23 protein-coding genes are annotated in these 21,382 nt (G+C 57.0%); 12 read left to right on the top strand and 11 right to left on the bottom strand.

From position 1 onward, the window contains the following. Positions 1-90: 90 nt before the first annotated feature. From ACYASS_RS21915 to ACYASS_RS21905, 3 genes are read left to right on the top strand one after another with little or no spacing between them, the layout of a single operon-like run. On the top strand, positions 91-834 hold the full coding sequence (locus ACYASS_RS21915) for a hypothetical protein (protein WP_463587666.1): 744 nt from the start codon (positions 91-93) through the stop codon (positions 832-834). Then, positions 835-1,242: a phage holin family protein gene (locus ACYASS_RS21910; RefSeq protein ID WP_463587665.1), complete on the top strand. Its 408-nt coding sequence runs from the start codon at positions 835-837 to the stop codon at positions 1,240-1,242. Beyond that, positions 1,239-2,084, top strand: coding sequence for a DUF3618 domain-containing protein (locus ACYASS_RS21905; RefSeq protein ID WP_463587664.1), 846 nt, complete (start codon positions 1,239-1,241; stop codon positions 2,082-2,084). The genes ACYASS_RS21910 and ACYASS_RS21905 overlap by 4 nt, the downstream gene beginning before the upstream one ends. Before the next feature lie 278 nt (positions 2,085-2,362). Here the strand turns inward: ACYASS_RS21905 and ACYASS_RS21900 are convergent, their stop codons facing one another. Together ACYASS_RS21900 and ACYASS_RS21895 are read right to left on the bottom strand one after the other, a co-directional pair. Further along, positions 2,363-2,599 carry a DUF465 domain-containing protein gene (locus tag ACYASS_RS21900; RefSeq protein ID WP_243245726.1) on the bottom strand — a complete coding sequence of 79 codons (237 nt, stop codon included), beginning with the start codon at positions 2,597-2,599 and terminating at the stop codon, positions 2,363-2,365. 81 nt (positions 2,600-2,680) lie between these two features. Continuing rightward, positions 2,681-3,616, bottom strand: a complete 936-nt coding sequence (locus ACYASS_RS21895; RefSeq protein WP_463587663.1) for a ketopantoate reductase family protein — start codon at positions 3,614-3,616, stop codon at positions 2,681-2,683. Between the two features lie 200 nt (positions 3,617-3,816). Here ACYASS_RS21895 and ACYASS_RS21890 point away from each other — a divergent pair, with 200 nt between their 5' ends. From ACYASS_RS21890 to ACYASS_RS21880, 3 genes are all read left to right on the top strand, one after another. Further along, positions 3,817-4,347: a sigma-70 family RNA polymerase sigma factor gene (locus ACYASS_RS21890; RefSeq protein WP_463587662.1), complete on the top strand. Its 531-nt coding sequence runs from the start codon at positions 3,817-3,819 to the stop codon at positions 4,345-4,347. Continuing rightward, the gene (locus ACYASS_RS21885) at positions 4,344-5,282 is read left to right on the top strand and encodes a FecR domain-containing protein (RefSeq protein ID WP_463587661.1); all 939 of its coding nucleotides are present in this window, start codon (positions 4,344-4,346) and stop codon (positions 5,280-5,282) included. Before ACYASS_RS21890 ends, ACYASS_RS21885 begins: the two co-directional genes overlap by 4 nt. Before the next feature lie 82 nt (positions 5,283-5,364). Further along, positions 5,365-7,767: a TonB-dependent siderophore receptor gene (locus tag ACYASS_RS21880; RefSeq protein WP_463587660.1), complete on the top strand. Its 2,403-nt coding sequence runs from the start codon at positions 5,365-5,367 to the stop codon at positions 7,765-7,767. 19 nt (positions 7,768-7,786) lie between these two features. Here the strand turns inward: ACYASS_RS21880 and ACYASS_RS21875 are convergent, their stop codons facing one another. After that, positions 7,787-9,202: a pyridine nucleotide-disulfide oxidoreductase gene (locus tag ACYASS_RS21875; RefSeq protein WP_463587659.1), complete on the bottom strand. Its 1,416-nt coding sequence runs from the start codon at positions 9,200-9,202 to the stop codon at positions 7,787-7,789. 643 nt (positions 9,203-9,845) lie between these two features. On the opposite strand from ACYASS_RS21875, the gene ACYASS_RS21870 reads away from it, so the two are divergent. Continuing rightward, the gene (locus ACYASS_RS21870) at positions 9,846-10,175 is read left to right on the top strand and encodes a hypothetical protein (protein WP_463587658.1); all 330 of its coding nucleotides are present in this window, start codon (positions 9,846-9,848) and stop codon (positions 10,173-10,175) included. A 274-nt stretch (positions 10,176-10,449) separates the two neighbouring features. On the opposite strand, the gene ACYASS_RS21865 is transcribed toward ACYASS_RS21870, so the two are convergent. Together ACYASS_RS21865 and ACYASS_RS21860 are read right to left on the bottom strand one after the other, a co-directional pair. Continuing rightward, entirely contained in the window at positions 10,450-10,719 is a 270-nt protein-coding gene (locus ACYASS_RS21865) for a DUF1652 domain-containing protein (RefSeq protein WP_463587657.1), read from the bottom strand. A gap of 331 nt (positions 10,720-11,050) precedes the next feature. Then, positions 11,051-11,533 carry a GNAT family N-acetyltransferase gene (locus ACYASS_RS21860; protein ID WP_243245734.1) on the bottom strand — a complete coding sequence of 161 codons (483 nt, stop codon included), beginning with the start codon at positions 11,531-11,533 and terminating at the stop codon, positions 11,051-11,053. Between the two features lie 404 nt (positions 11,534-11,937). On the opposite strand from ACYASS_RS21860, the gene ACYASS_RS21855 reads away from it, so the two are divergent. Continuing rightward, positions 11,938-12,879 carry a hypothetical protein gene (locus ACYASS_RS21855; RefSeq protein ID WP_463587656.1) on the top strand — a complete coding sequence of 314 codons (942 nt, stop codon included), beginning with the start codon at positions 11,938-11,940 and terminating at the stop codon, positions 12,877-12,879. 145 nt (positions 12,880-13,024) lie between these two features. Here the strand turns inward: ACYASS_RS21855 and ACYASS_RS21850 are convergent, their stop codons facing one another. Then, positions 13,025-13,864 carry a DMT family transporter gene (locus tag ACYASS_RS21850; protein WP_463587655.1) on the bottom strand — a complete coding sequence of 280 codons (840 nt, stop codon included), beginning with the start codon at positions 13,862-13,864 and terminating at the stop codon, positions 13,025-13,027. Positions 13,865-14,048: 184 nt separating this feature from the next. Here ACYASS_RS21850 and ACYASS_RS21845 point away from each other — a divergent pair, with 184 nt between their 5' ends. Continuing rightward, on the top strand, positions 14,049-14,915 hold the full coding sequence (locus tag ACYASS_RS21845) for a LysR substrate-binding domain-containing protein (protein WP_463587654.1): 867 nt from the start codon (positions 14,049-14,051) through the stop codon (positions 14,913-14,915). A 106-nt stretch (positions 14,916-15,021) separates the two neighbouring features. Further along, on the top strand, positions 15,022-16,014 hold the full coding sequence (locus ACYASS_RS21840) for an alpha/beta hydrolase (protein WP_463587653.1): 993 nt from the start codon (positions 15,022-15,024) through the stop codon (positions 16,012-16,014). Between the two features lie 41 nt (positions 16,015-16,055). Here ACYASS_RS21840 and ACYASS_RS21835 read toward each other — a convergent pair whose 3' ends face one another. The 5 genes from ACYASS_RS21835 to ACYASS_RS21815 form a co-directional block, all read right to left on the bottom strand. Beyond that, positions 16,056-16,487, bottom strand: coding sequence for a DNA methylase (locus ACYASS_RS21835; RefSeq protein WP_463587652.1), 432 nt, complete (start codon positions 16,485-16,487; stop codon positions 16,056-16,058). Between the two features lie 10 nt (positions 16,488-16,497). Next, the gene (locus ACYASS_RS21830) at positions 16,498-16,671 is read right to left on the bottom strand and encodes a hypothetical protein (RefSeq protein WP_463587651.1); all 174 of its coding nucleotides are present in this window, start codon (positions 16,669-16,671) and stop codon (positions 16,498-16,500) included. Positions 16,672-16,746: 75 nt separating this feature from the next. Beyond that, on the bottom strand, positions 16,747-17,151 hold the full coding sequence (locus tag ACYASS_RS21825; RefSeq protein ID WP_463587650.1) for a RidA family protein: 405 nt from the start codon (positions 17,149-17,151) through the stop codon (positions 16,747-16,749). A 173-nt stretch (positions 17,152-17,324) separates the two neighbouring features. Next, positions 17,325-18,695: a GntT/GntP/DsdX family permease gene (locus ACYASS_RS21820; protein WP_243245742.1), complete on the bottom strand. Its 1,371-nt coding sequence runs from the start codon at positions 18,693-18,695 to the stop codon at positions 17,325-17,327. A 146-nt stretch (positions 18,696-18,841) separates the two neighbouring features. Further along, the gene (locus tag ACYASS_RS21815; protein WP_463587649.1) at positions 18,842-19,750 is read right to left on the bottom strand and encodes a LysR family transcriptional regulator; all 909 of its coding nucleotides are present in this window, start codon (positions 19,748-19,750) and stop codon (positions 18,842-18,844) included. Positions 19,751-19,876: 126 nt separating this feature from the next. On the opposite strand from ACYASS_RS21815, the gene ACYASS_RS21810 reads away from it, so the two are divergent. Further along, positions 19,877-20,578 carry a CoA transferase subunit A gene (locus tag ACYASS_RS21810; RefSeq protein WP_243245744.1) on the top strand — a complete coding sequence of 234 codons (702 nt, stop codon included), beginning with the start codon at positions 19,877-19,879 and terminating at the stop codon, positions 20,576-20,578. Between the two features lie 67 nt (positions 20,579-20,645). Continuing rightward, positions 20,646-21,302 carry a CoA transferase subunit B gene (locus tag ACYASS_RS21805; protein WP_122666416.1) on the top strand — a complete coding sequence of 219 codons (657 nt, stop codon included), beginning with the start codon at positions 20,646-20,648 and terminating at the stop codon, positions 21,300-21,302. Positions 21,303-21,382 lie beyond the last annotated feature (80 nt).

Raw genomic sequence — 21,382 nt, 5'->3', positions numbered from 1 at the left:
CATTGAACGCAGGATCGATGCGAAGCCCGTAGTCAGTTGTGAGCCCAGCACGCTCTTCATTTTTTATGAACAGCAAAAGCGGTGACAACAATGGACACAACGTCACAAACCCAGGCCAGCAACGCTGACCAAAACAACGACACGCCGCAGGATCACCTGCACCAGCTGCAAGACGACGCCGTAGCAGCCATTGCCAGCGCCAGACAGCAGGGCTCGGCGCACTTCGAACAGTATCGCGACACAGCCGTCGATCAGATTGAAAACCTTGCGAACACCGCTCAGTCGGCCGCCGAGCAGATGCAGGACGGTGACACGCTGGGGCTTTCACATTACGTCACTGACCTTGCCCAGAACATGACGACCCTGGCAGGCAGCCTGCGTGGCAAGAGCATTGATGAGCTGCTGCAGCAGGCAGGCAAACTGGCGCGGGATAATCCAGCTCTTTTCGTCACTGGCAGCGTGGCGCTGGGCTTTGGTTTGTCGCGGTTTCTCAAGGCGTCCAGCGCCGATCAGAGCCCCGACGACAACGCCCCTCCGGCCCCGGCCAGTCGTCAGCCCGCAAGCACGGGCCCCGTCAGGCCCGATGATGAACTGGGAAGCAATTACCAGACAGAGTCGAGCCCGGTGGTTGCAGCGGATCACGTGCCTCCCGTCAGCCATCCCCATATGGGCGACGTTTACCACAGTGGCAGGCCCGGCGTAGTAGACCGCAGCTCAACGCCGGATGCAGCGTCAAGTACACCGAAGCCTCGCGAGCCGGGTAATCATCTGTCTGATGAGGGCCTGCCCGGAGAGACCCAGCGCAAAGATGATCTTTCCAGAGGAGACGTGTAAATGAGCACTACTCCCAATACGCCACCCGAAGGCGATACCTCGGCACTGGGCCTGATCCGCCAGTTGGCGCATGAAGTGCCCGCCCTGCTCAGCAAAGAACTCGCGCTGGCCAAAGCCGAAGTCCGAGAGTCTATCCACTCCGCCAAAGCGGGTGTTGCGGCCGTTGGCGGCGGAGCGGTGGTCATGTTTGCGGGCCTGGTCATTGTGCTACTCGCTGCCGTTTATGCGTTGGCCAATATCATGCAGCCGTGGCTTGCCGCACTCATCGTCGGCGTGATCGCCATGGTCATCGGATTCGTCATGATCCAGTCAGGCAAAAAGCAGTTCGACGCATCCAACATGACCCCGGAACGCACCGTCAGCTCCCTGCAAAAGGACAAGGACGCCATCCAGAGGAAAGTATCATGAGCATCGACAGCACATTTGAAACCCCTGAAAGCTTTGATAGCGACTCACGTAAAAGCCCGGAAACCCTTGAGCGGGAAATCGACGCGCAACGCTCCAGCATTGGCAATATCGTCGACGCGCTTGAAGGAAAATTCTCCCCAGGGCAATTACTTGATCAGGCCTTGAGCTATGGCAAGGGTACCGGCGGTGAGTTTTTCAGCAATCTGGGCAACACGGTCAAGACCAACCCTTTACCCACGGTGCTGACGTCGGTTGGACTGTTATGGCTGATGATGGGACAGAACCACAGCCCTTCTGTCTCTTCGGGATCATCAGGGCTTGATCACTTGGGCAACCGCATCAGCACAATGGCGCACAGCGTGACGGACACGTTTGACAGTGCCAAATCGAGGATCGAGGAAACCGCGCAGCGCATGAAAGAAAAAGCCGGTCAGCTTTCCGAGGGGGTCGGCGAAAAACTCTCGTCCACTGGCGATAGCTTGAACAGAAGCAGTCATGACGCCCGTGACGTGTTGCACGAGCAAACCCGTAACGTGCAGTCGGGTCTCGATTACATGCTGCGCGAGCAACCTTTGGCCCTGGCGGCGATCGGGATTGCACTGGGCGCGGCACTGGGTGCGGTATTACCGTCAACCCAGCGTGAAAACCAGATGATGGGACAGGCCAGTGATTCGCTGACCGAGAAGGTAAAACAGACCGCAAGCGAGGGGTATGAAAAGGTCGCGCAGGAAGCGAAGGGTGCAGTCGGTGAAGTGAAATCGGCGGTGCAGTCTCCACCGGGTGCAGGTCCGAGCAACAGCCCTGCTCAACCGGGTGTAGATATGTCCTCAGGCCTCGGTTAGGCAGATGAACGTCGGCCGGCAAGAAACTTGATAACTATCGGAGCCAGGAGCTTTTATCTTGCCGAGATAGTGGGCACACCGCCGAATCGAGCGTCGGAAGGAAGGTATCCCTGCGAAGCGGGGGCCATACGTCACCGATAAATGGTTTCCCCCCTTTGCCGAAACAAAGGGGGTCGACCGTCAGGGCGAAACCAGACTAAATCGCGCCGCGATACAGGCAACGTCCCCCGTCATTCAAAGCACCGGTTGCTTTTGTCCTCAAAGAACAAAACTCTGGCCTACTCCGGAGATTCGATGCGCTGCACAATCTTGTCCTTGATCAGAAGCCGCTTCTCCTTGAGTTTCTTCAAGTCATCGTCATTGATACCGGAACCGGACTCGGCCGTCAGCACCTCGCTATCAATCTGACCGTAGTCGCTCAGCAACTGAGTGAGCTTCTTGTCTTTGCTGCTGCGCTCCGTGACCTGCTCACGAGTGAGTTTGAGATCCGCGTATAAATCGTGCTTGACCGGCATGGCATACCTCTTTGACGGCAATGACTCGTAGATTTATGAAGCCAGGCATTAGCGAAGGTTCGCAGTTTTTTATTTTGGCCATCATGATTGCTCACGCAAACGACGTGCCTCGTACGCTTTTAAATTCGTATAGACAAAGCCCAATACCGACAACTGCGCCATCGGCTCCTCAGAATCGCGACGGACTACCAGTTCACCCAGCACATGCTCAACTTCAATCGGCATGCTGCGCTCCATGTCGCGCAGCATGGAAGCACTCAACGGTGACCCCGCCGTTGTCAGCATCGCCAGATAACGCTGACGAGTCGCCTCTTGCACCGGATACCCCTGAGCACTCGCAATGGCACAACATTCAGCGAACAACTTCAGCACCAGTGGCAAACCCTGTGCGTCCAGCACGTCTCCAAGGCAGGCACGCATCGACGCCGTGATCCCGGCGAGGGTTGCGATAAAGCACCACTTATCCCACATGTCCTGAGCAATATGCTGACTGAGGCTGGCCTCAAATCCGGCATCGGCAAGGGCTTCTGCCACTCGCAGAATACGCGCAGTAGACTCGCCATTGAGTTCGCCGAACGACAGCTGATGCTTGTCGTTAAGGTGCAAAATGGCACCCGATGCATCACGATCCACAGAAATAAGACACTGGCCACCCAGCACATTGGCCGCATCGAAACGCTCGGCGAGGCGCGTCAGATGCGCCATACCGTTAAGCAACGGCAGTATCAACGTCTCGGGCCCTACCGCTGCCGCAAAATCCTCCATGGCATCATCGAGGTTGTAGGCCTTACAGCTCAGCACAATCAGATCGTATGGGCCGTCAAGCATAGGGGCCAGCACGCAAGGCGGTGAGGGGTAGACAACATTGCCCTGTGGGCTGCGGATGACCAGGCCATCGCGCTGTAACTCATCCGCCCGGGCCGCGCGCACCAGGAAGTTGACATCGCGTCCAGCCTCCAGCAAGCGTCCGCCAAAATAGCCGCCAATTGCCCCGGCTCCCACGATCAGGATACGCATTGATATCAACCTCCTGTGATGCAATTGCACGCTTGCAAAACTGCACGCGTCAGTGGGTTCACAGCACCAGAAACACTCAGCGTAGAAGATGTTACAGCGAGTCTCAATGCGAGTCGCACGCCGCACAACGTAGACACGGGTTGCATTGACGATAGCTAATCGTCATCATTTGATAATAATTGTCATTAGCACCTTTACCCATGACTCTCTCTTCTCCAGACGCCCAGCAACTGACGATGCGTAATCGTGTCCTGCGCCAATTGTTCGGTGAACATCACAGCTGGTTACTGTCCCGACTTCGCGCGCGACTGGGCTGCCGTCATGATGCAGACGACATGGCGGCGGAGACTTTCGCTCAAGTCGTGGCGCTGCCCGACCCATCCGGTATCAACGAACCCCGTGCATTGCTGACAACCATCGCCAAACGGCTGGTGTTCGCCAGTTGGCGTCGCCGGGATCTGGAACGTGCTTATCTGGAAAGCCTGGCCGGGCAACCATTCGCCTATGAACCGTCTGCGGAAGAACAGGCTCAGGCACTGGAAGCCCTCAGTGCGCTGGATCAGATTCTGGACGGGCTGTCGCCGATCGGACGCAGTGCATTTCTGTACAGCCAGCTCGACAATCTGACCTATGCCGAAATTGGCCAGCGTCTGGGCATTTCTGCGCCTCGGGTTCACCAGTACATCGTTAAAGCGCTGGGCCTGTGCTATCTCGCAATGGAAAGCCGATGAGCAGCAGCGCTTTGCCCCCCGCAGTCAAACAGGCCATTGAATGGGCTGCACTGCAACGCTCCGGGCATATAAGCGAGGCTGACCAGCAACATTTCCAGCAATGGTTACTGCACAGCGATGAAAACCGTCAAGCCTGGCACAAGCTGGAGCAGCGACTAGGGACTCTATTCAGCGACCTGCCTGACGTGTCGCATCAGGTACTGAGCAACGTAGGCACGAGTCGCCGTCACCTGCTGCGGGGAGCACTGGGCGTGGCGGGCATCGGACTGGGCGCCTGGTGGCTACAGCGAGCCGGACTGCTTCCGGGGATGGGCAATGATCTGCAAAGCGGTTTCGCTCAGCGCCGCCCATTCGTACTGGAGGATGGCAGCCGGGTTGTGCTCAACGCACAGAGCCGTGTCGATCTGGCCCTGAGTGCTCGCGAGCGCAGGCTGATCCTTCGTGAAGGCGCTTTAAGCATTCAGGTGGCAACAGACCCGTCCCGCCCGCTGGTGGTGCAGACAACCTTCGGGGAAATCCGTGCATTGGGCACACGCTTCAGCGTCACGCAGCGCGAACAGAACGTTCACGTATGGGTTCAGGAATCCCGCGTGCTGCTCACCACACCTGGAGGTGCCCGCCTGGAACTTGCCGCCGCTCAGGGCGCATTGCTTGACCATTCAGGCGTGCGGCAGCTTGACCCGCGTCAGGCTGGCGAAGGGGTTTGGGAAGACGGTCTGCTGGAAGTTCATGATCAGCCGCTTGGCGAAATAATCGAAGCATTGCGCCCTTACCGACGGGGCGTCTTGCGCATCAGCAACGACGCTGCGGCCTTACGGGTCAGCGGCGTCTTCCCGCTGGACAATAGCGATCAGGCATTGCGTTCACTGCAAGAGGTCCTACCCATCAAGGTCGAGCAGCATTTCAACTGGTGGACACAGTTGAGCCTGCGTTAAAAATATTTTAGCGGCCCCTTAATATCGACCTCGCTCGCGTCACATAGCTGACATCGACTATCCCAGAGGGGAAATTGCTGTCATGCACCGCCCACTTCGCCTGACCCTGACGCCGTTGACGCTAGCCCTGAGCCTGACTGCCTTGCACAGCATGGCCGAGCCCGCACAAAGCCCGGCGGTACAACAGCAACTTATCGACTTCGCCCTGCCGGCCGGTCCTCTTGATGCAAGCTTGACCGCCATCGCCCGACAGAGTGGCCGTGGCATCGCGTTCAATGCGCAACTGACCCGCGACCTGCGCGCACCCGCGCTCAATGGCCGATACAGCACCGAGCAAGCATTAAGTCAGGTCCTGCAAGGCTTGCCCTTACGACTGCACACCACCGCGAGCGGGACTTTCAGCATCGAGCCGGTGGTCGCCAGTCAGGCAGTAGAGCTGGAAGACATCAACGTTAATGGCCAGGGCTATGGCCAGAATGCGTGGGGCCCGGCCCATAGCAAAGTAGCGACCAACAGCGCCACCATGAGCAAGACTGATACGCCGTTGCGGGAAACACCTCAATCCATCTCGGTCATCACTCGCGAAGAGCTGACATCACGCCAGCACGACAGTCTGGCCGATGTCCTCAACTACACCGCAGGGCTGGTCAGTCAGCCAAATGGTTACAGCCGGGTTGCCGACGACTATCGGCTGCGGGGCTTCGATATTGGCCCGCGCACTGGCAGCGTGTTGCGCGACGGGATGAAGATGCAGAGCACCCAGTTTGAGGGTGGGCAGGAACCTTATGGGCTTGAACGTGTGGAAGTACTCAAGGGCGCGTCTTCCGTACTCTATGGCCAGCTCGCGCCTGGCGGGATGGTCAATACCACCAGCAAACGACCGACGCTGCAGCCCTTGCACGAAATCAACGTCGAATATGGCAACAACAACCGTAAACAGATTTCCACCGACCATAGCGGCCAACTCGATACTGAAGGTCGCTTCAGCTATCGCCTGACAGGACTGTGGCGTGACAGCGGTACGCAGTTCGACGAAATTGATGACGACAAACAATACATCGCCCCGGCCCTGACCTGGCAAATCGACGACGACACTCGCCTGACGCTGCTCGCCACCCACCAGCGGACACAGACAACCCTGACGCCGCCCATCCAGTACAACCTGACCACCTTCAGCGCTACTCCGGGCTACAAAGTACCTTACGATCTGTTCCCGGGCGAGCCGGGGTACGACGACTACGATGGCACGCTGCAAACCTTCGGGTATCTGTTCGAACGTCGCCTCAGTGACGATCTGCAGTTGCGTCACGCCTTGCGCTATTACGAATCACGCGCCGACTACGACTACATCACCCTGAACAGTAGCCGTATCACCGGACCGAACCTTTCCAGCCTGTCACGCACCTATAATTCTCGCGAAGATGTATCCACCGGCTGGACCAGTGACACCAGCGTGCAATGGAATATCGACAGTGGTCGTTGGCAGCACACGCTGCTGGGTGGCGTGGACCTTTACCGCAAGACCTATGACAGCCATCGCTTCAGCGGCAATGCACCGGCATTGAACCTGGCCAACCCGGTTTACGGCAATTTGCCGCAAGTCAACACCACCACCGATCGCGGCTCGGATCTGCACAGCGAGCAGTTCGGGGTCTACCTGCAGGAGCAGGTCAAGTTTGACGAGCATTGGGTCGGGCTGTTCGGGATACGCCAGGACTGGGCCGAAAACAACACGCTGAACTACAGCAATAAGTCCCGGGCCAGGGTGCGCGACAACAAGACGACAGGCCGTATTGGCTTCGTTTACCTGGCCGACAACGGTCTGGCGCCCTATATAAGCTACAGCCAGTCCTTCCTGCCCTCGGCCGGAACCGATAGCGAAGGCCAGGCATTCTTGCCTACCGAAGGCGAGCAGTACGAAATCGGCATCCGCTACCAGCCTCCCGGTCGCGAAATCATGATCAGCGCCGCTGTTTATCAGTTGACGCAAAAAAACGTCATCACCTCCATCCCCGGCTCGGACTTCGATGAGCAAACCGGCAAGGAGCGCAGTAAAGGCTTCGAGCTTGAAGCCAAGGCACAACTGACACCGATGCTGGCCCTGAACGCGTCTTATGCTTACACCGACGCCCATATCATTGCCGACAACGATCAGAGCCTGGAGGGCTCACGTATTGAAGGGACGCCTTATCACAGCGCAGCACTCTGGCTCGATTACCGTCTCGCCGCGCTCGGTCTGCCCAAGGTGACCGTCGGCTCTGGCGCCCGCTACAACGGCACCACACACACCACGCCCAGCATCAGCGATCGCAAGATCCCGGCTTACACATTGTTTGATGCCAGAGTCAGCTACGAAGTGGACGCCAATTGGCAAGTCAGCGTAAGGGCGCAGAACCTCAGCAATGAGCGCTACATCTACTGCGCGAACTCCTGCCGCTATGGTGACGAACGTAGCGTGGTCAGTTCAGTGAGTTACAAATGGTAGATTTTTGCCGATAGCACTGTCAGCTTTGCGCTGCGACCAGCTCCGGAAACAGAAACGGCAAGCGCTGCGCCAGGCTGCGATCATGGCTCGCCGTTTCCGCTGGGGCTTGATGCAAGCGCGTCATGAGCGCCTCGATCACTGATCGGGACGCATCATTATGAAATTGCCAGACGCCGTAAATCCGTCCGTCAAATGAAGGCTCGCTACCCAGGCGTTCATCAGCCGCCAGGCCTGCCCCGATCCCGAACAGGTGCAGGCCATGCATCCGCTGCCCCGTCGCATCCAGGGGGCAACCCGACAGATCAGAATCAATACCACCTTTCACCTGACGCAACGTGATTGGCATACCATCCGGGTCGCTGAAGAGCGGCAAGCGAGGCTGGTACCCGGTGCATTGCACGACAACACTGGATTCAGTCAACGCCTGAGCCGCCTGCTCATATTCTCCCGGTGCCCCTCCTTGAACCTGATGAGCGCAGACCCTGACTCCGGTTTTCCCTGCCCAGCCACGGGCCAGCACTTCGCGCCCTATATCGAGAGCCCTGTAACGCAAACCGCTGGAGCGATTGACCCGCCCGGATACCGGACACACATCACGCACCGGATGAAAGGCATAACCCGCAGCCAGCGCAAGCTCGGCACTCTCAAAGAAAAGACGGATGGCAGACCTATGCACCAGAGTGATCTCTTTGAGACCTGCGAACTCCAAAGCATCAGCCAGGTTTTCCAGCATGGAAAAAGCGCTGTGAGACCCGCCGACCACGGTAATCCTGCCTGATGCGGCCAGAGCCGGGGCGAACACTTCACGCAGCTGCACCGCATTCATGCGCAGTAACATGTCGGAGCTCATGATGGGCGTCGACGCAGGCAACGTCAGCCCTTGATCTGCCAGGCCTTCGCGCAAATAGTCAGGATTCTGCTGACCACCGAAGTTCAATACCAGGGTTCTGCTGCGGATGCGGCGTGTGCGTCCTTCGTTCTCGACCCAGACCACGAACTCATCACCCTGCCGGACCACCTCGGTCACGGTAGTGCTGTGCCACAACTTCACGCCGTAGCGCTGGACAATAAAATCCAGCATCAGCTTCGACGCCTCTGCCAGCAACTCACCGACATCCGACAACTGCGGCGCGCTATGCGCCTGGCGACGAATCCGCCAGTAAGTGGGCGAATGCTCCAGTGGGCCGAAGACATCTCGCAGCGCAGGGTCACGCAGACAGTCGAGAAAGACATCGCCCACCGAGTTGGCGGTGATTCGATAATCACCCAGGCTCCCTGTCCCCGGGCTGGCACTGGAGTCGACAATAATCAGCCCGTCGCGCGCCAGATCGGGTAGTGTTCCGCTCTTCAGAGCATTGAACAACAGCCCCATGCCCGCAGGCCCTGCCCCCGCCACGACACAGCCGCAGCTGGTTTCCAGATAGTCTCTAAGCATAGTGAGGCTCCTTTAATCAATCGATGCGTGAGATCGCGTTTAACAAAACGGGCAGTGGGTCGATTCAAACGGTTGATACCCGCGTGGGCAGCACGACATTTAGAACGTACACAGCTGGAACCCCTGACTTGATAGCCGGGACGCAGGTTTTAATTGGTGCGCAGGTAGACGCTTGTCAGCACTGACGACGAAATTGTTGTAAGACAACGCTACCGCAGGGGTTCTGTCCTGACAGTGAGGGGGAAGCGAAGGAAGGCGACTTAAATGAACACCGCAGGGGTGAACGGATAATTTCAAACATCAGTCAATGTGTCAATTTTCCGATTATTATCAGAAATCTATATTTTTCTATTCCAAAGCATTGATTTAAATACTGATTATTTTTTGACGACGTTAAACAGCCAGTATTTATACCGACCATGAGAATTTACACTCATTTAATTATCAATGCCCTCGCTCACCCGCGCGTGAAAAGAGAGCGCCAGCATCTTGGCGACGCTTGCATTTACTGCACCCACCTATTCGTTGACAGCTGATGTCCGATGAGCGGTGCACACCTTGATCTGCAACGGCAGAACTTATCCGTCGCAACAGGTATCAATGTCTACAGAAGCCAACAAGCCTGATGGATGTAGAGGTCAATATGAACGCCGGAAAAAACAACCGCTCAGGCATTGCCGAGATCGATTACTCACGCGACACGCTGTTTGGCCCGGTGCCGATGCAGGCAACCTGCCGCGTCAGACTGGCGACCGTGGAGCAGGACGGGCGAACCTTGCGAGAGCTGACGATTCTGGGAGAAGTGCCAGACTATTTACTCAAGTCAGCGGTAATCAGGGTGGCACTGGAAGGAAACATCGAGGCTGGGCCGATACGGGATTATTTCGAAACCAACGGCAGCGGAATGAATGGCAGCGGTGAACAACCTTTCAGGCTATTGTTTGAGAACGAACACCGTCGATCCCTTCACTAAGTTATCGTACAACATACTTTTCCCGTGCACCGGCGTGCACGCGGGAATAGCTATATAGCTGAAATGCTAAAACTTTAATACTTTGAAAAACATTAAATTTGCATGGTAAAAAAGCATGCTGACCAAACTAGGTCTTTTGCACCCAGGCGATCTGGATCCGGAATACGTCCGCCTCAGATATTCGGGCATATAAAAGCCGCCATTCAAGACTTTGAGAAAGTCCGACAAGGCGGCTTAGCCAGCTATGACCTCAAGACACACTCACCTGACGCGTTCAGACAGCGATACGAGCCTTGGCGTGGTGGTGACGGGTATGCGCCAGATCGTAGCGCAGCTCCGCGACCAGCTCGGATATGTCACGCGTCGTGTTGAGGCGGTCCAGGGAAATCCCCGTGACTAGCAGCTCCACCCGCTCAGAATGAGGGTCGACTATCTGTACGGTCATTGCCGAATCAGGCGATACGCTGCACGTGCAACGCAGGGGCAGAAAGGCGCTCTCGACAATACTTCTTAGTTCGAGGGTGGAAAGTCTATACGCAATCATGTCCTTCTCCTTTTTCATCTTACGCGTGGCTAAATCCTGCCACGATGGACATACACATAAAGGCGGCACCGGCCTTCACTATCGCCAGACAACTGTCGTCAATTAATTGAGGGGCTGATTATTTATACGCCTCGCACCACGGTGAAGCAATAACGATTTAAATGCTCTTTTTAGCCTGCAAAGAAGCAAACCTTATATAAACAGCAGAAGAAACGTTTCACTTAACTACCTTCGTCACTCCCTGTACATGACTTGTATCAATAATACCGCCTGCGCATCGGGTACCTATGCCCGTCAGCCCCGGTTTAGCGACTGACGGACAATGTCTTCTTCAGCCATCATTACGCGGCAAACGCAAATGGATCAGCGCCACTCGTCCACCCTGCTTGTCACGTCGCTCGTCGATGGCATAGGGCCGAAAGCCAAGCTTGGGATAAAACAACAGGCCCGGCACATTATGGTTGTAGCACGATGCTGTCATTTCGCTAGCCTCATGCTTGTCAAAAGCCAATTCCATCATGCACCCGATCAGATAGCGCCCTACCCCTCGCGAGCGCGCCTTGGGTGAAATGATGACGTTGCCTAAAGAGCAACGACCACGGAAATCACAGCGTGAGAAATTGGCATACCCCACCACCTCGCCATCCATTTCGATCACCGTCGAATCAGAATGATTATGCAAGGCATCGATCAATTGTGGAGGCGTCAGCGGCCAGGTCGCGCGCGGGAACATGTAAAACAGTTCATCGACGTTTTGTGGCAAGGCACACACGGTGGGGATGTCTTTTTCTTCCAGGGGGCGGTTCAAGAACATGGGGCAGTGACCTCTTGAAGAATGAAAATAACAAGCGCTTGAATACTATATGCGAACTATCCATGCCTGCACGACTGACACTGACAAAAATCCGTCACTGGAGCCACCTGACCGCATACGTGTAACGAAGAAGATCCGGTGAACAGATAACAACGTTGACCTGCAGGTTATTACGCTTCCTGCACTTCAAGAAAATAACGCAACTCCTTGATGCATCAATAATTCCTGCTTCATGCAGAACGCCTGTAATAAAAGCTCGCGCCTTGCAAAATGCATGAATCAAAAAACACTGTTTTTCTCTAACCCCATGAATCAAATAGGATTTAATTAATTCAGCTTCTGGCATAAGCACTGCAACTGTTTGAGGGAGGCTGTAACAAAATCCTTCATGGAGCAGAAAAATAATGATTTCATCCGCTGATACTTTCCCCTCTGCCGCGCAAGAATCCTCCAACCACTCAGGTGTGTCCTGGGGGGCAATCTTTGCTGGTGCCGCCGGTGCCGCTGCGCTTTCCTTAATTCTTATATTGCTGGGCTTCGGCTTGGGCTTTTCGGCGGTGTCGCCGTGGGCCAATGAAGGCATCAGCGCCAAGAGTCTGGGTATATCGACGGTCGTCTGGTTGGCGCTGACGCAGATCATCGCTTCAGGGCTGGGTGGTTACCTCGCCGGCAGGTTGCGGGTGAAATGGGCCAATCTGCATGGTGATGAGGTGTATTTTCGCGACACTGCTCACGGCTTCCTGTCGTGGGCCATCGCGACACTGGTAGCCGCAACGCTGATTGCCAGCTCGGTCAGCAGCATTATCGGGGGTGGCGTTCAGGCGGGTGCCAGCGTGGCTTCCGGTGCTGCGGGTGCCGTGACTCAGGTCGCAGGCAGCGCTGCCAGCAACAGTAACGCCAGTGGTCAGGACTACGGCTATTACATTGACAGCCTGTTCCGCGATGATCGCCCCGCTGCCGTCAGTGATGACGCTGCGCATGGCGTAGTGCTGCGCATCTTCAGCCGCACCCTGAGCAACGATGGGCAAATGAGTGCTGAAGATCGTACCTATCTGGCGCAGATGATTGCTCAGCGTACCAACCTCAGCCAAGCGGATGCCGAGCGTCGTGTCGACCAGGTTTATGGCCAGGCTCGTCAGGCACTTGAAGATGCCAAAAAAGCTGCACAGGAAGCTGCTGATACCGCCGCCAAAGTCGCCGCAATGACTGCACTGTGGACATTCGTCTCGCTGCTTTGCGGTGCGTTCTTCGCCAGCTTCGCTGCGATTTACGGCGGCCGTCGTCGCGACGCTGTGACCTATCTGGACGACAGCGCTTACACCACTACTAGAACAACGGCTCTTTAAGCCAAGGAGAACGACTATGCCTTCCATCCTGCTGTGGTTACTCGGTGTTCCGATCCCGGTCATCATCCTGATTGCGATCCTGATGTAACGGATCAGGCCCAGGCCGCCTCCCCTCAAGGGCAGGCGGCTTTTTTATGCGCCGACGTCAGCGCCTGCGCAAGAACGGCAGACCGATCAAGGTCAGGGCTACGCCCAGCAGAGCAGCGCCATGCAGAGGATCGTCAAACTGCACAAAAGCCCACAGCATCGTTGCTGGCGGTGTCAGAAACAACGCACCGCTGACGGTCTGGACATTGAAACGCTGCACGCACAGCCAATAGAAGCCGTAGCCGCCCAAGGTGGCGAATATGACCAGCCATAACACGGCCAAACCGAAATCGCTGACCATCACCGGCACGATGCTGCCCTCCCACATCGCCAGCGCGGCGAAAACGGGCAAGGTGGCCACTGCCTGGATTAACAATGCAGTGAACGCAGGAACCGGGACTGCAGCGGACTTTTTCTGATAAATCGTCGCAGCTGTCAACGACAGCACCGCCAACACCGGCAAGCCGTACGCCCAGATCGGCGCACTGGATAGCTCGATACTCGCAGCACTGGCAATCAACATCCCGACAATGCACAGCGCAACCCCTACCCATTGCCAGCCACGGGTGCGCTGCCCGGGAATCAGCCCTGCGGACAACACAATGCTCAGTGGCAGCAAGTTGGCAATCAGCGAACTGGTCCCCGGCGCCACACCTAGCTCAATGGACAGTGCAATCGCTGCGATGAAACCGGCAATACCAAAAAGCCCTACCAGCATCTGCTGCCGCACTACTCGCCAGTTGAGCTGACGCAGCGAGCCCAGCACCAGCGGGCACAGTAACAACGCCATCAGCACAAACCTCCAGAACGTCACCAGCATGACGCCGCTGTGCTCGGAGGCATAACGGTAGCCGATGAACCCGGAGCTCCAGCTCAGCACCATCGCGGCTAATAGCAAACTGCTTACCCAGCGGGATCCAGAAGCCGCTCTTACTTGCTGCTGAGCTGTTTGAACCGATATTTCTACCGTCTGGCCGTTCATCTGGCATCCCCTGTTGCATTGAATGAGCCTGATGGTAAGAATGGCCAGGTACTTCAATCAAACGAAATGATTAGTATCACTGATGCAGGATTTATAAATCATGCAAAGCACGCTGGATATTGATCTGCTGCGCACCTTCCAGGCCGTTGTCCGTTTCGAACAGTTCCTGGCCGCAGCCACCTTTCTCAACCGCAGCCCTTCGGCGGTAAGCCTGCACATACGGCGTCTGGAGGAGATTACCGGTGGGCGATTGCTGGAACGGGACAATCAGAACGTTACGCTGACGCCTCTGGGTCGGCGTTTTGCCTTGCAAAGCGCCGAACTGTTGCAGGCACACGATCAACTGCTCGCAGGTTTCCGCTCGCCGACGATCAGCGGCCGGGTACGACTGGGTATTTCCGAAGAGTATGCGGCAGCCTTGCTCCATAGCACTCTGGCGCCACTGACCAGCGGCTATCCGCAGATCGAACTCGAAGTTGAAACCGCGTCCAGCGGCCGACTTATTGATCAACTGCAACGAGGTCAACTGGATCTGGCCCTGCTGGTAGTCCCCGTTGATGCGAGTAGCCCGGATCAACCGCTAAAAACTTTTGGCACCACTGAGCCGGTGTGGGTAGCTGCCCCTGGCTATCAGCTACGTGCCGACAAGGCCGTGCCACTGGCGCTGCACGGCGAAGGCTGCCCTTACCGCAGCGTAGCGGTCGACGCCCTGAGCCGGATCGGCCGCACGTGGCGCATGGTCGTCATGTCGGCAGGCTCCAGCGCACTGGAAACAACAATTTGCGCAGGCATGGCGGTCGGTATCATCGACCGCAGCCGGGTCAGTGCCCAGATGCGTATTCTCGGTGCAGAAGAAGGCCTGCCGCCACTGCCACTGCACCGCCTGCAACTGGTCAAGGCTGCGGGAGACTCAAGCGCCGCCTGCGACATATTGATAGGTTTGATCAGCGATCACTTCCGCCCCTGAAATATGACCGGCCGGGTCCGCAATATCCTGTAACCGATCAAACAATCGGTATCATGACAACGTCGTTACAGTCAGCCTTTAGCTTGAAAGTCGGGGGAAGTAATCCATGGCCATTTTTTCTCTGGCTCGTATCAGGGCGCGCTGGCTCACCTGGACCTGCATGCTGATGTTCATCATTGGCTTGCCCGTCGGTTGCTCCGTCTTGCAACACACGGAGCGCGAACTGGTATTCCGCATCGAGCCCGGCACTGCCAGCTGGTACAGCGGGCTGCCGGCCAACGTGCAAGAGCTGGAGCTCAAAGCCCCGCAATTCGGCGTGTCGCAAAGCATTCACGGCTGGTGGTGGCCCGCCAACCGCAAAGATGCTCCCGCCGTACTTTATCTGCATGGATCGCGCTGGAACCTGACCGGTCAGTTGTTTCGTATCGAAGAACTGCACGCCCTGGGCTTCTCGGTACTGGCCATCGATTATCGCGGTTTCGGCGAAAGTCGTGGCTCCTTGCCGTCAGAGAGCACCGTGTATGAAGATGCGCGAATTGCCTGGGAACGCCTCAAGCTCCTACAGCCCGACGCCAGCCGTCGCCTGATCTACGGGCATTCACTGGGTGGTGCGGTAGCCGTGGATCTGGCCGCCGAACTGGGCCGCGATACGCGGGACGGCACGCAACCGGCTGAGGCTCGCGGGCTTATCATCGAATCCACCTTTACCACCCTGGCCGATGTCGCTACCGCAGTCGCCAATGATTACACCTCGCTGCCGGTACGCTGGCTGCTGTCGCAGAAATTCGACTCCATCGACAAGATCGCCGACATTCACATGCCCCTGCTGATCGTGCACGGCACGGATGACCGTTATGTCCCCCCTCGCTTCAGCGAAGAGTTGTTTGCGGCCGCTCAAGAGCCGAAGAAACTCTTGCTGGTGCCCGGAGGGACTCACAACAACAGCATGCGTATCGGGCGCCAGGCCTACAGTCAGGCGATTCAGGCGTTGCTGAAATCCGGAGCGGCCCCTGCAAACGCGGCGATGCAGCACACTCTACCCGCGAAACAACCAGCGGCCAGTCAGGACAGCAGCCTGCGCAGTAGCAACGCATCGTGAGCTGCGTGCCCACTGGCCTTGTTGTCGAAGATGCACCAAGGTCAATACAGAACCTCACCGGCTTCGCGCATGAATATCTCGATGGTCTTGGGGCCTACTCCGTCAAACTCACCTAGACGCTTTTCGAAGTCTGCCCGACTGTCACTGCGAGCAGCGACTTGCGCAATCTTCCCGGCATATTCCTCGATGAGTTTTTTCGCCAACGCTGTAAGGCGCATGGCAGTGGACTCGTCGTAGCGCACATACCGAGCTTCGCCGAGCATTGCCACCAATTGACGGTGGGACTTGCCCGCAAGCTTGCGGGGCGTATCACATCCATGTTGATCGACAATCACCCGGTACGCCTGCGCAGCAATGTCGGCATGAATACGCTTACCCATCAGAAAACTGGCGATAAACCATTTGAACAAGGCAACGTCATCGCCCTGCTTCAGATCCACCGCCAACTCGCGGGCCGTAATCACCTTGCCCATAGCGCTTGCCTCAGCTCGGCTTGTCCGAAGCATCATCGCCCGCTACATCAGGGTCATCGGGCTCAACTTCGTTGATATCCGCATCGCGAACGTCGTTATCGTCGGCGCTGGATTTCCCTTCGGACTCACCGGGTTTGAGATCAGGGGTTTGCGCTGGATGGCTGTCTACAGGTCGTGTGCTCATGACTTCCTCACAGGATCATTTGATGATTGACCCTGTTTCGGCAGCAGCTTTGTCCCGAGAGTTCGGTCTATTGGATCATTGGTTCTGATCGCGTTGAACGGCGATGCACTTGATCTCAAGCAGAAGCCCCGGAACCGCCAGTTCAGATACGCCGATGGCCGTCCAGGCACAACGCTCACGAGGAAATAGGCGGTCTTTGACGTCACGAAAAACGGCGATGTGCTCGCTCATCGCCACGTGATAGGTGGTCATCTCCACCACATCCTCAAAGCTGCAACCGCCCTCGGCGAGCACCGTGCGCAGGTTTTCCCAGCAGGCAATGAATTGCTGTTCAGGGTCATGAATGACTTCAAGTTCGGGCGTACGCCCAATCTGGCCCGCACAATACAGCGTGCCTTGAACCTTGACCGCCGGAACATACCCCGCACGCTCAACGATATTGCGCATGCAGGGCGGAATGATGATTTCACGGTCTGGCATGGATTTACCTTTGAGTGTGATCGCTGGATAGCAGTGGACTATAAGGTTCGTGCAATCACACAGAACCCTGCGGGAGTAGAGCTTGCTCGCGATGAACGATTACACGATATGCCTGATACACCAAGGTGCCTGATTTGCGGGCAAGCACCGCTCCCACATAGACCGCAGCAGCCCTACGTCAACCACCACCACAACAGCAGCGTCCCCACCAACCCCACTACTGACACAATGGTCTGGAGTACCGACCAGACCCAAATAGTCTGCTTCAACTGAAGACCAAAATATTCGCGGACCATCCAGAAACCTGCGTCGTTGACGTGACAGAAGAACACTGAACCTGCGCCAATCGCCAGTGCTACCAATGAGCTCTGCGTCGCCGCAAGGCCCGCCATCATCGGCGCAAGAATGCCAGCGGTCGTAGTGGTTGCGACGGTCGCCGAGCCCGTGGCCTGACGCAACGCCACGGCGATCAGCCAGGCCAGCAGCAAATACGGGATATGTGCGCCCTCTGCCACTTTACTGATGGTCTGACTCACTCCGGCGTCAAGCAAAGTCTGCTTGAGACCGCCTCCTGCACCGATGGTCAACAGCAGCACGGCAATCGGTGCAAGGCTTTTGCGCAGCGTGCCATTCACGTGATCGCGCGTCAGGCCATTGGCCCAGCCCAGACAAACCACCGCCGCAATCACCGCAATGCTCAACGCGACGAGGGGTTCGCCGAGAAACTTTAGCGTCAACGCCAGCGAGCTGTGCGGGTCCATCAATATCTTGGCCAGCGTACTGCCCAGCATCAAGATCACCGGCAGCAGAATAATCAGCAGCGAAATACCGAACCCCGGCTGACGGGTTACGTCCGGCTTAGCCGAAAACAGCTCGCCCAACTCAGCCGGTTCCTTGATGTCCATGCGTCTGGACAACCAGTTGCCGTAAAGCGGACCGGCGAGAATCACTGCCGGGACTGCAATGCAAAAACCCAGCAGCATGGTCAGCCCAAGGTCGGCATGCAACGCGCTGACTGCGATCAATGGTCCCGGATGCGGCGGCATGAGCGCGTGCAACGTCGTCATGCCAGCGAGGGCCGGAATCGCGATTTTCAGTAAAGGCTGATCAGAACGTCGGGCCATGACAAAGATGATCGGCACCATCAGCACCAGGCCGACTTCGAAGAACAAAGGCAGGCCAATGACCATCGCCACCAGCGCCATCACCCAAGGCAATGAACGCCCTTTACCAAACCCTAATAGCGTCGTGGCAATCCGGTCAGCTGCGCCCGACTCCGCCATCAGCGCGCCGAGCATGGCCCCCAGAGCGATGATCAGGCCAGCCTCGCCCAGAATGCCACCCGCGCCTTTGCTGAAGGCCTTGGCGACTTCTTCAGCAGGCAGGCCCGCACCGATACCGGCAATGAATGTGCCGATCAGAATCGAGAGAAAAGGAGGGAGTTTAGTGGCACTGATCAGCACGATAATCGTGGCGATCGCAACCAGGCAACAAATAATCAGGCGGGTATCGTGCACAAGCCAGGCAGCAGAAGATACATCCAAGGCGCTCTTCCTTATCGTCGGTTCCGCAGTCGCATCACCACAGAAACATTTAGTTGTAATTACCCGACACGATACCGTAACGCTCTGCTTGCAAATGTGAAGTTTGTGACAGTTTCAACGCCTGACGATTGCCCCCCCCCCTTGAGCTAGACACCCGCCAAGCCCGGAATCTGGGATTGTGCGTACTCGATCAGCACCTCGCGCAGGGCCTGGGCAGCGGCAGACAACTTGTGGTCAGCGAGCATCATCAGGCCAATCGGGCGCTCTATCGTCGGTTCTGCCAAAGCGATGCAACGGGCGCCCAGTTCATGCATCTGCTGGATACAGAGCGAGGGCACCGCACTGACGCCCAGCCCACTGGCGACCATGCGACCAATCGTTGAAAGCTGGTGACTTTCAAACGCCACGGAAAGTTTGCCGTGTCGGGCCTGTAGATGATGTTCCAGCAGCAAGCGCACTGCCGATGGGCGCTGCAAGGCGATGAAGTCCTCCTGCAGCAACTCTTGCCATGTCACTTGCTGACGCTGTGCAATGGGCGAGTCCAACGGCACCACGGCGACAAAGCGATCGGTATAAAAAGGCGTGAACACCAAGGAATTGCTGGACTCCGGTTCAAAGCCGATGCCCAGTTCGACCCGGCGATGACGCACCATCTCCAGCACTTCTTCGTTGATCAGATCATGAACGGCCACGTTGACCCGTGGGTAGCGGCTGCGAAAAACCTTCAGCGCACCGGGCAGCAAGTTACCGGCAAAAGACGGCATGGCGGCCACCGACACTTTGCCCAGTTGCAGCGTAAAACGCTGACGCAGCAATTCTTCGGCGTTGTCCCAGTCAGCGAGCAGTTGCCGGGCCAGCGGCAGCAGGGTTTCGCCCTCCGGCGTCAGGCTGACCGTGCGTGTGGTACGGCTGAGCAACTGCCCGCCCAGGTCATCCTCCAGACTCTTGATGGTCAGACTCAACGCGGGTTGCGACACATGCAGCCGCTCCCCTGCCTGAGCGAAGCTCAAATGCTGCGCCACGGCCAGAAACGCCCTTAACTGTTTGACGTTCATATATTTGCTTTTCTTATTAATTGATCAGAAAAACAAAATTAACAAATCACTGCCTCCGAGAGAAGATGAGCCAACGCTCCCCCGACGGCCAGACCGTCGATCACAACTATAAAAGGCGGATCAATCATGGCTGGACTCGACAAGCGAGTGGCGACTTATCAGGAAGCCCTCGCCGGGCTGACCGACAACATGACGGTGCTGTGTGGCGGCTTCGGCCTGTGTGGCATCCCGGAAAATCTCATCGCTGAAATCAAACGTATGGGCGTCAGAGGCCTGACGGTGGTTTCCAATAACTGCGGTGTTGACGGCTTTGGCCTGGGCATCCTGCTCGAAGACCGGCAGATTCGTAAAATGGTCTCCTCCTACGTCGGCGAGAACGCCCTGTTCGAGCGTCAGTTGCTCAGTGGCGAACTGGAGGTCGAACTCACCCCTCAAGGTACTCTCGCGGAAAAAATGCGCGCAGGCGGTGCCGGTATTCCAGCCTTTTACACCGCTACTGGCTACGGCACTCCCGTGGCAGAAGGCAAGGAAACCCGTCAGTTCAATGGGCGCAACGTGATCCTCGAAGAGGCCATCACTGGCGATTTCGCCATCGTCAAAGGCTGGAAAGCCGACCATTTCGGTAATGTGATCTATCGTCATACCGCACAGAACTTCAACCCGGTCGTAGCCACAGCGGGCAAGATCACCGTGGTCGAAGTCGAAGAGATTGTTGAGCCTGGTGTGCTGTTGCCTTCGCAAATCCATACGCCAGGTATTTATGTTGACCGGGTCATTCTCGGCACTTTCGAGAAGCGCATCGAACAGCGCACCGTCAGAAAAGCCTGACGCCAGCCGGCTCCGGATGCTGCCTGGCACAGGCAGCAGCACAAAAACAACAAAGAGACTTCAGACCATGGCACTTTCCCGCGAACAAATGGCTCAGCGCGTCGCACGCGAACTCAAGGATGGCTACTACGTGAACCTCGGGATCGGCATTCCGACTCTTGTGGCCAACTACGTCCCCACCGACATCGATGTCATGCTCCAGTCGGAAAACGGCCTGTTGGGCATGGGCGAATTCCCCACTGAGGAAACCATTGATGCCGACATGATCAACGCTGGCAAGCAGACCGTTACTGCACGGATCGGCGCATCGATTTTTGATTCCTCGCAGTCCTTCGCAATGATTCGCGGTGGCCATGTGGACCTCACCGTTCTCGGCGCTTTCGAAGTCGATGTGGAGGGCAACATCGCGTCCTGGATGATCCCCGGCAAACTGGTCAAAGGCATGGGCGGCGCCATGGACCTTGTGGCCGGGGCCGACAACATCATCGTGACCATGACTCACGCCTCCAAGGACGGCGAATCCAAACTGCTCCCCCGCTGCAGCCTGCCACTCACCGGCGCTGGCTGCATTCGCAAGGTGCTGACTGATCTGGCCTATCTGGAAATCGAGAATGGCGCATTCATCCTGCGCGAGCGCGCACCGGGCGTAACTGTCGAAGAGATCATCGCCAAGACCGCCGGTAAATTGATCGTGCCGGATGACGTGGTCGAGATGAGTTTCTAATCTGCGGCCCATTGCTTTAACCACATACCCACTGTAGGAGCTGCCGAAGGCTGCGATCGCGGAGTGACTGACACACCGCG

This window comes from Pseudomonas sp. HP_14, assembly GCF_055283875.1.
The sequence above is the reverse complement of the archived record's forward strand: the minus strand, read 5'-3'. Positions and strand labels throughout refer to the sequence as shown.

Coding starts and splice junctions, on each gene's coding strand:
- ACYASS_RS21870 (WP_463587658.1), top strand. CDS start 9,846: ATGAACGCCGGAAAAAACAACCGCTCAGGCATTGCCGAGATCGATTAC.
- ACYASS_RS21830 (WP_463587651.1), bottom strand. CDS start 16,671: ATGAGCACACGACCTGTAGACAGCCATCCAGCGCAAACCCCTGATCTC.
- ACYASS_RS21895 (WP_463587663.1), bottom strand. CDS start 3,616: ATGCGTATCCTGATCGTGGGAGCCGGGGCAATTGGCGGCTATTTTGGC.
- ACYASS_RS21825 (WP_463587650.1), bottom strand. CDS start 17,151: ATGCCAGACCGTGAAATCATCATTCCGCCCTGCATGCGCAATATCGTT.
- ACYASS_RS21880 (WP_463587660.1), top strand. CDS start 5,365: ATGCACCGCCCACTTCGCCTGACCCTGACGCCGTTGACGCTAGCCCTG.
- ACYASS_RS21855 (WP_463587656.1), top strand. CDS start 11,938: ATGATTTCATCCGCTGATACTTTCCCCTCTGCCGCGCAAGAATCCTCC.
- ACYASS_RS21805 (WP_122666416.1), top strand. CDS start 20,646: ATGGCACTTTCCCGCGAACAAATGGCTCAGCGCGTCGCACGCGAACTC.
- ACYASS_RS21910 (WP_463587665.1), top strand. CDS start 835: ATGAGCACTACTCCCAATACGCCACCCGAAGGCGATACCTCGGCACTG.
- ACYASS_RS21835 (WP_463587652.1), bottom strand. CDS start 16,487: ATGGGCAAGGTGATTACGGCCCGCGAGTTGGCGGTGGATCTGAAGCAG.
- ACYASS_RS21815 (WP_463587649.1), bottom strand. CDS start 19,750: ATGAACGTCAAACAGTTAAGGGCGTTTCTGGCCGTGGCGCAGCATTTG.
- ACYASS_RS21865 (WP_463587657.1), bottom strand. CDS start 10,719: ATGATTGCGTATAGACTTTCCACCCTCGAACTAAGAAGTATTGTCGAG.
- ACYASS_RS21840 (WP_463587653.1), top strand. CDS start 15,022: ATGGCCATTTTTTCTCTGGCTCGTATCAGGGCGCGCTGGCTCACCTGG.
- ACYASS_RS21900 (WP_243245726.1), bottom strand. CDS start 2,599: ATGCCGGTCAAGCACGATTTATACGCGGATCTCAAACTCACTCGTGAG.
- ACYASS_RS21810 (WP_243245744.1), top strand. CDS start 19,877: ATGGCTGGACTCGACAAGCGAGTGGCGACTTATCAGGAAGCCCTCGCC.
- ACYASS_RS21860 (WP_243245734.1), bottom strand. CDS start 11,533: ATGTTCTTGAACCGCCCCCTGGAAGAAAAAGACATCCCCACCGTGTGT.
- ACYASS_RS21905 (WP_463587664.1), top strand. CDS start 1,239: ATGAGCATCGACAGCACATTTGAAACCCCTGAAAGCTTTGATAGCGAC.
- ACYASS_RS21915 (WP_463587666.1), top strand. CDS start 91: ATGGACACAACGTCACAAACCCAGGCCAGCAACGCTGACCAAAACAAC.
- ACYASS_RS21890 (WP_463587662.1), top strand. CDS start 3,817: ATGACTCTCTCTTCTCCAGACGCCCAGCAACTGACGATGCGTAATCGT.
- ACYASS_RS21885 (WP_463587661.1), top strand. CDS start 4,344: ATGAGCAGCAGCGCTTTGCCCCCCGCAGTCAAACAGGCCATTGAATGG.
- ACYASS_RS21875 (WP_463587659.1), bottom strand. CDS start 9,202: ATGCTTAGAGACTATCTGGAAACCAGCTGCGGCTGTGTCGTGGCGGGG.
- ACYASS_RS21845 (WP_463587654.1), top strand. CDS start 14,049: ATGCAAAGCACGCTGGATATTGATCTGCTGCGCACCTTCCAGGCCGTT.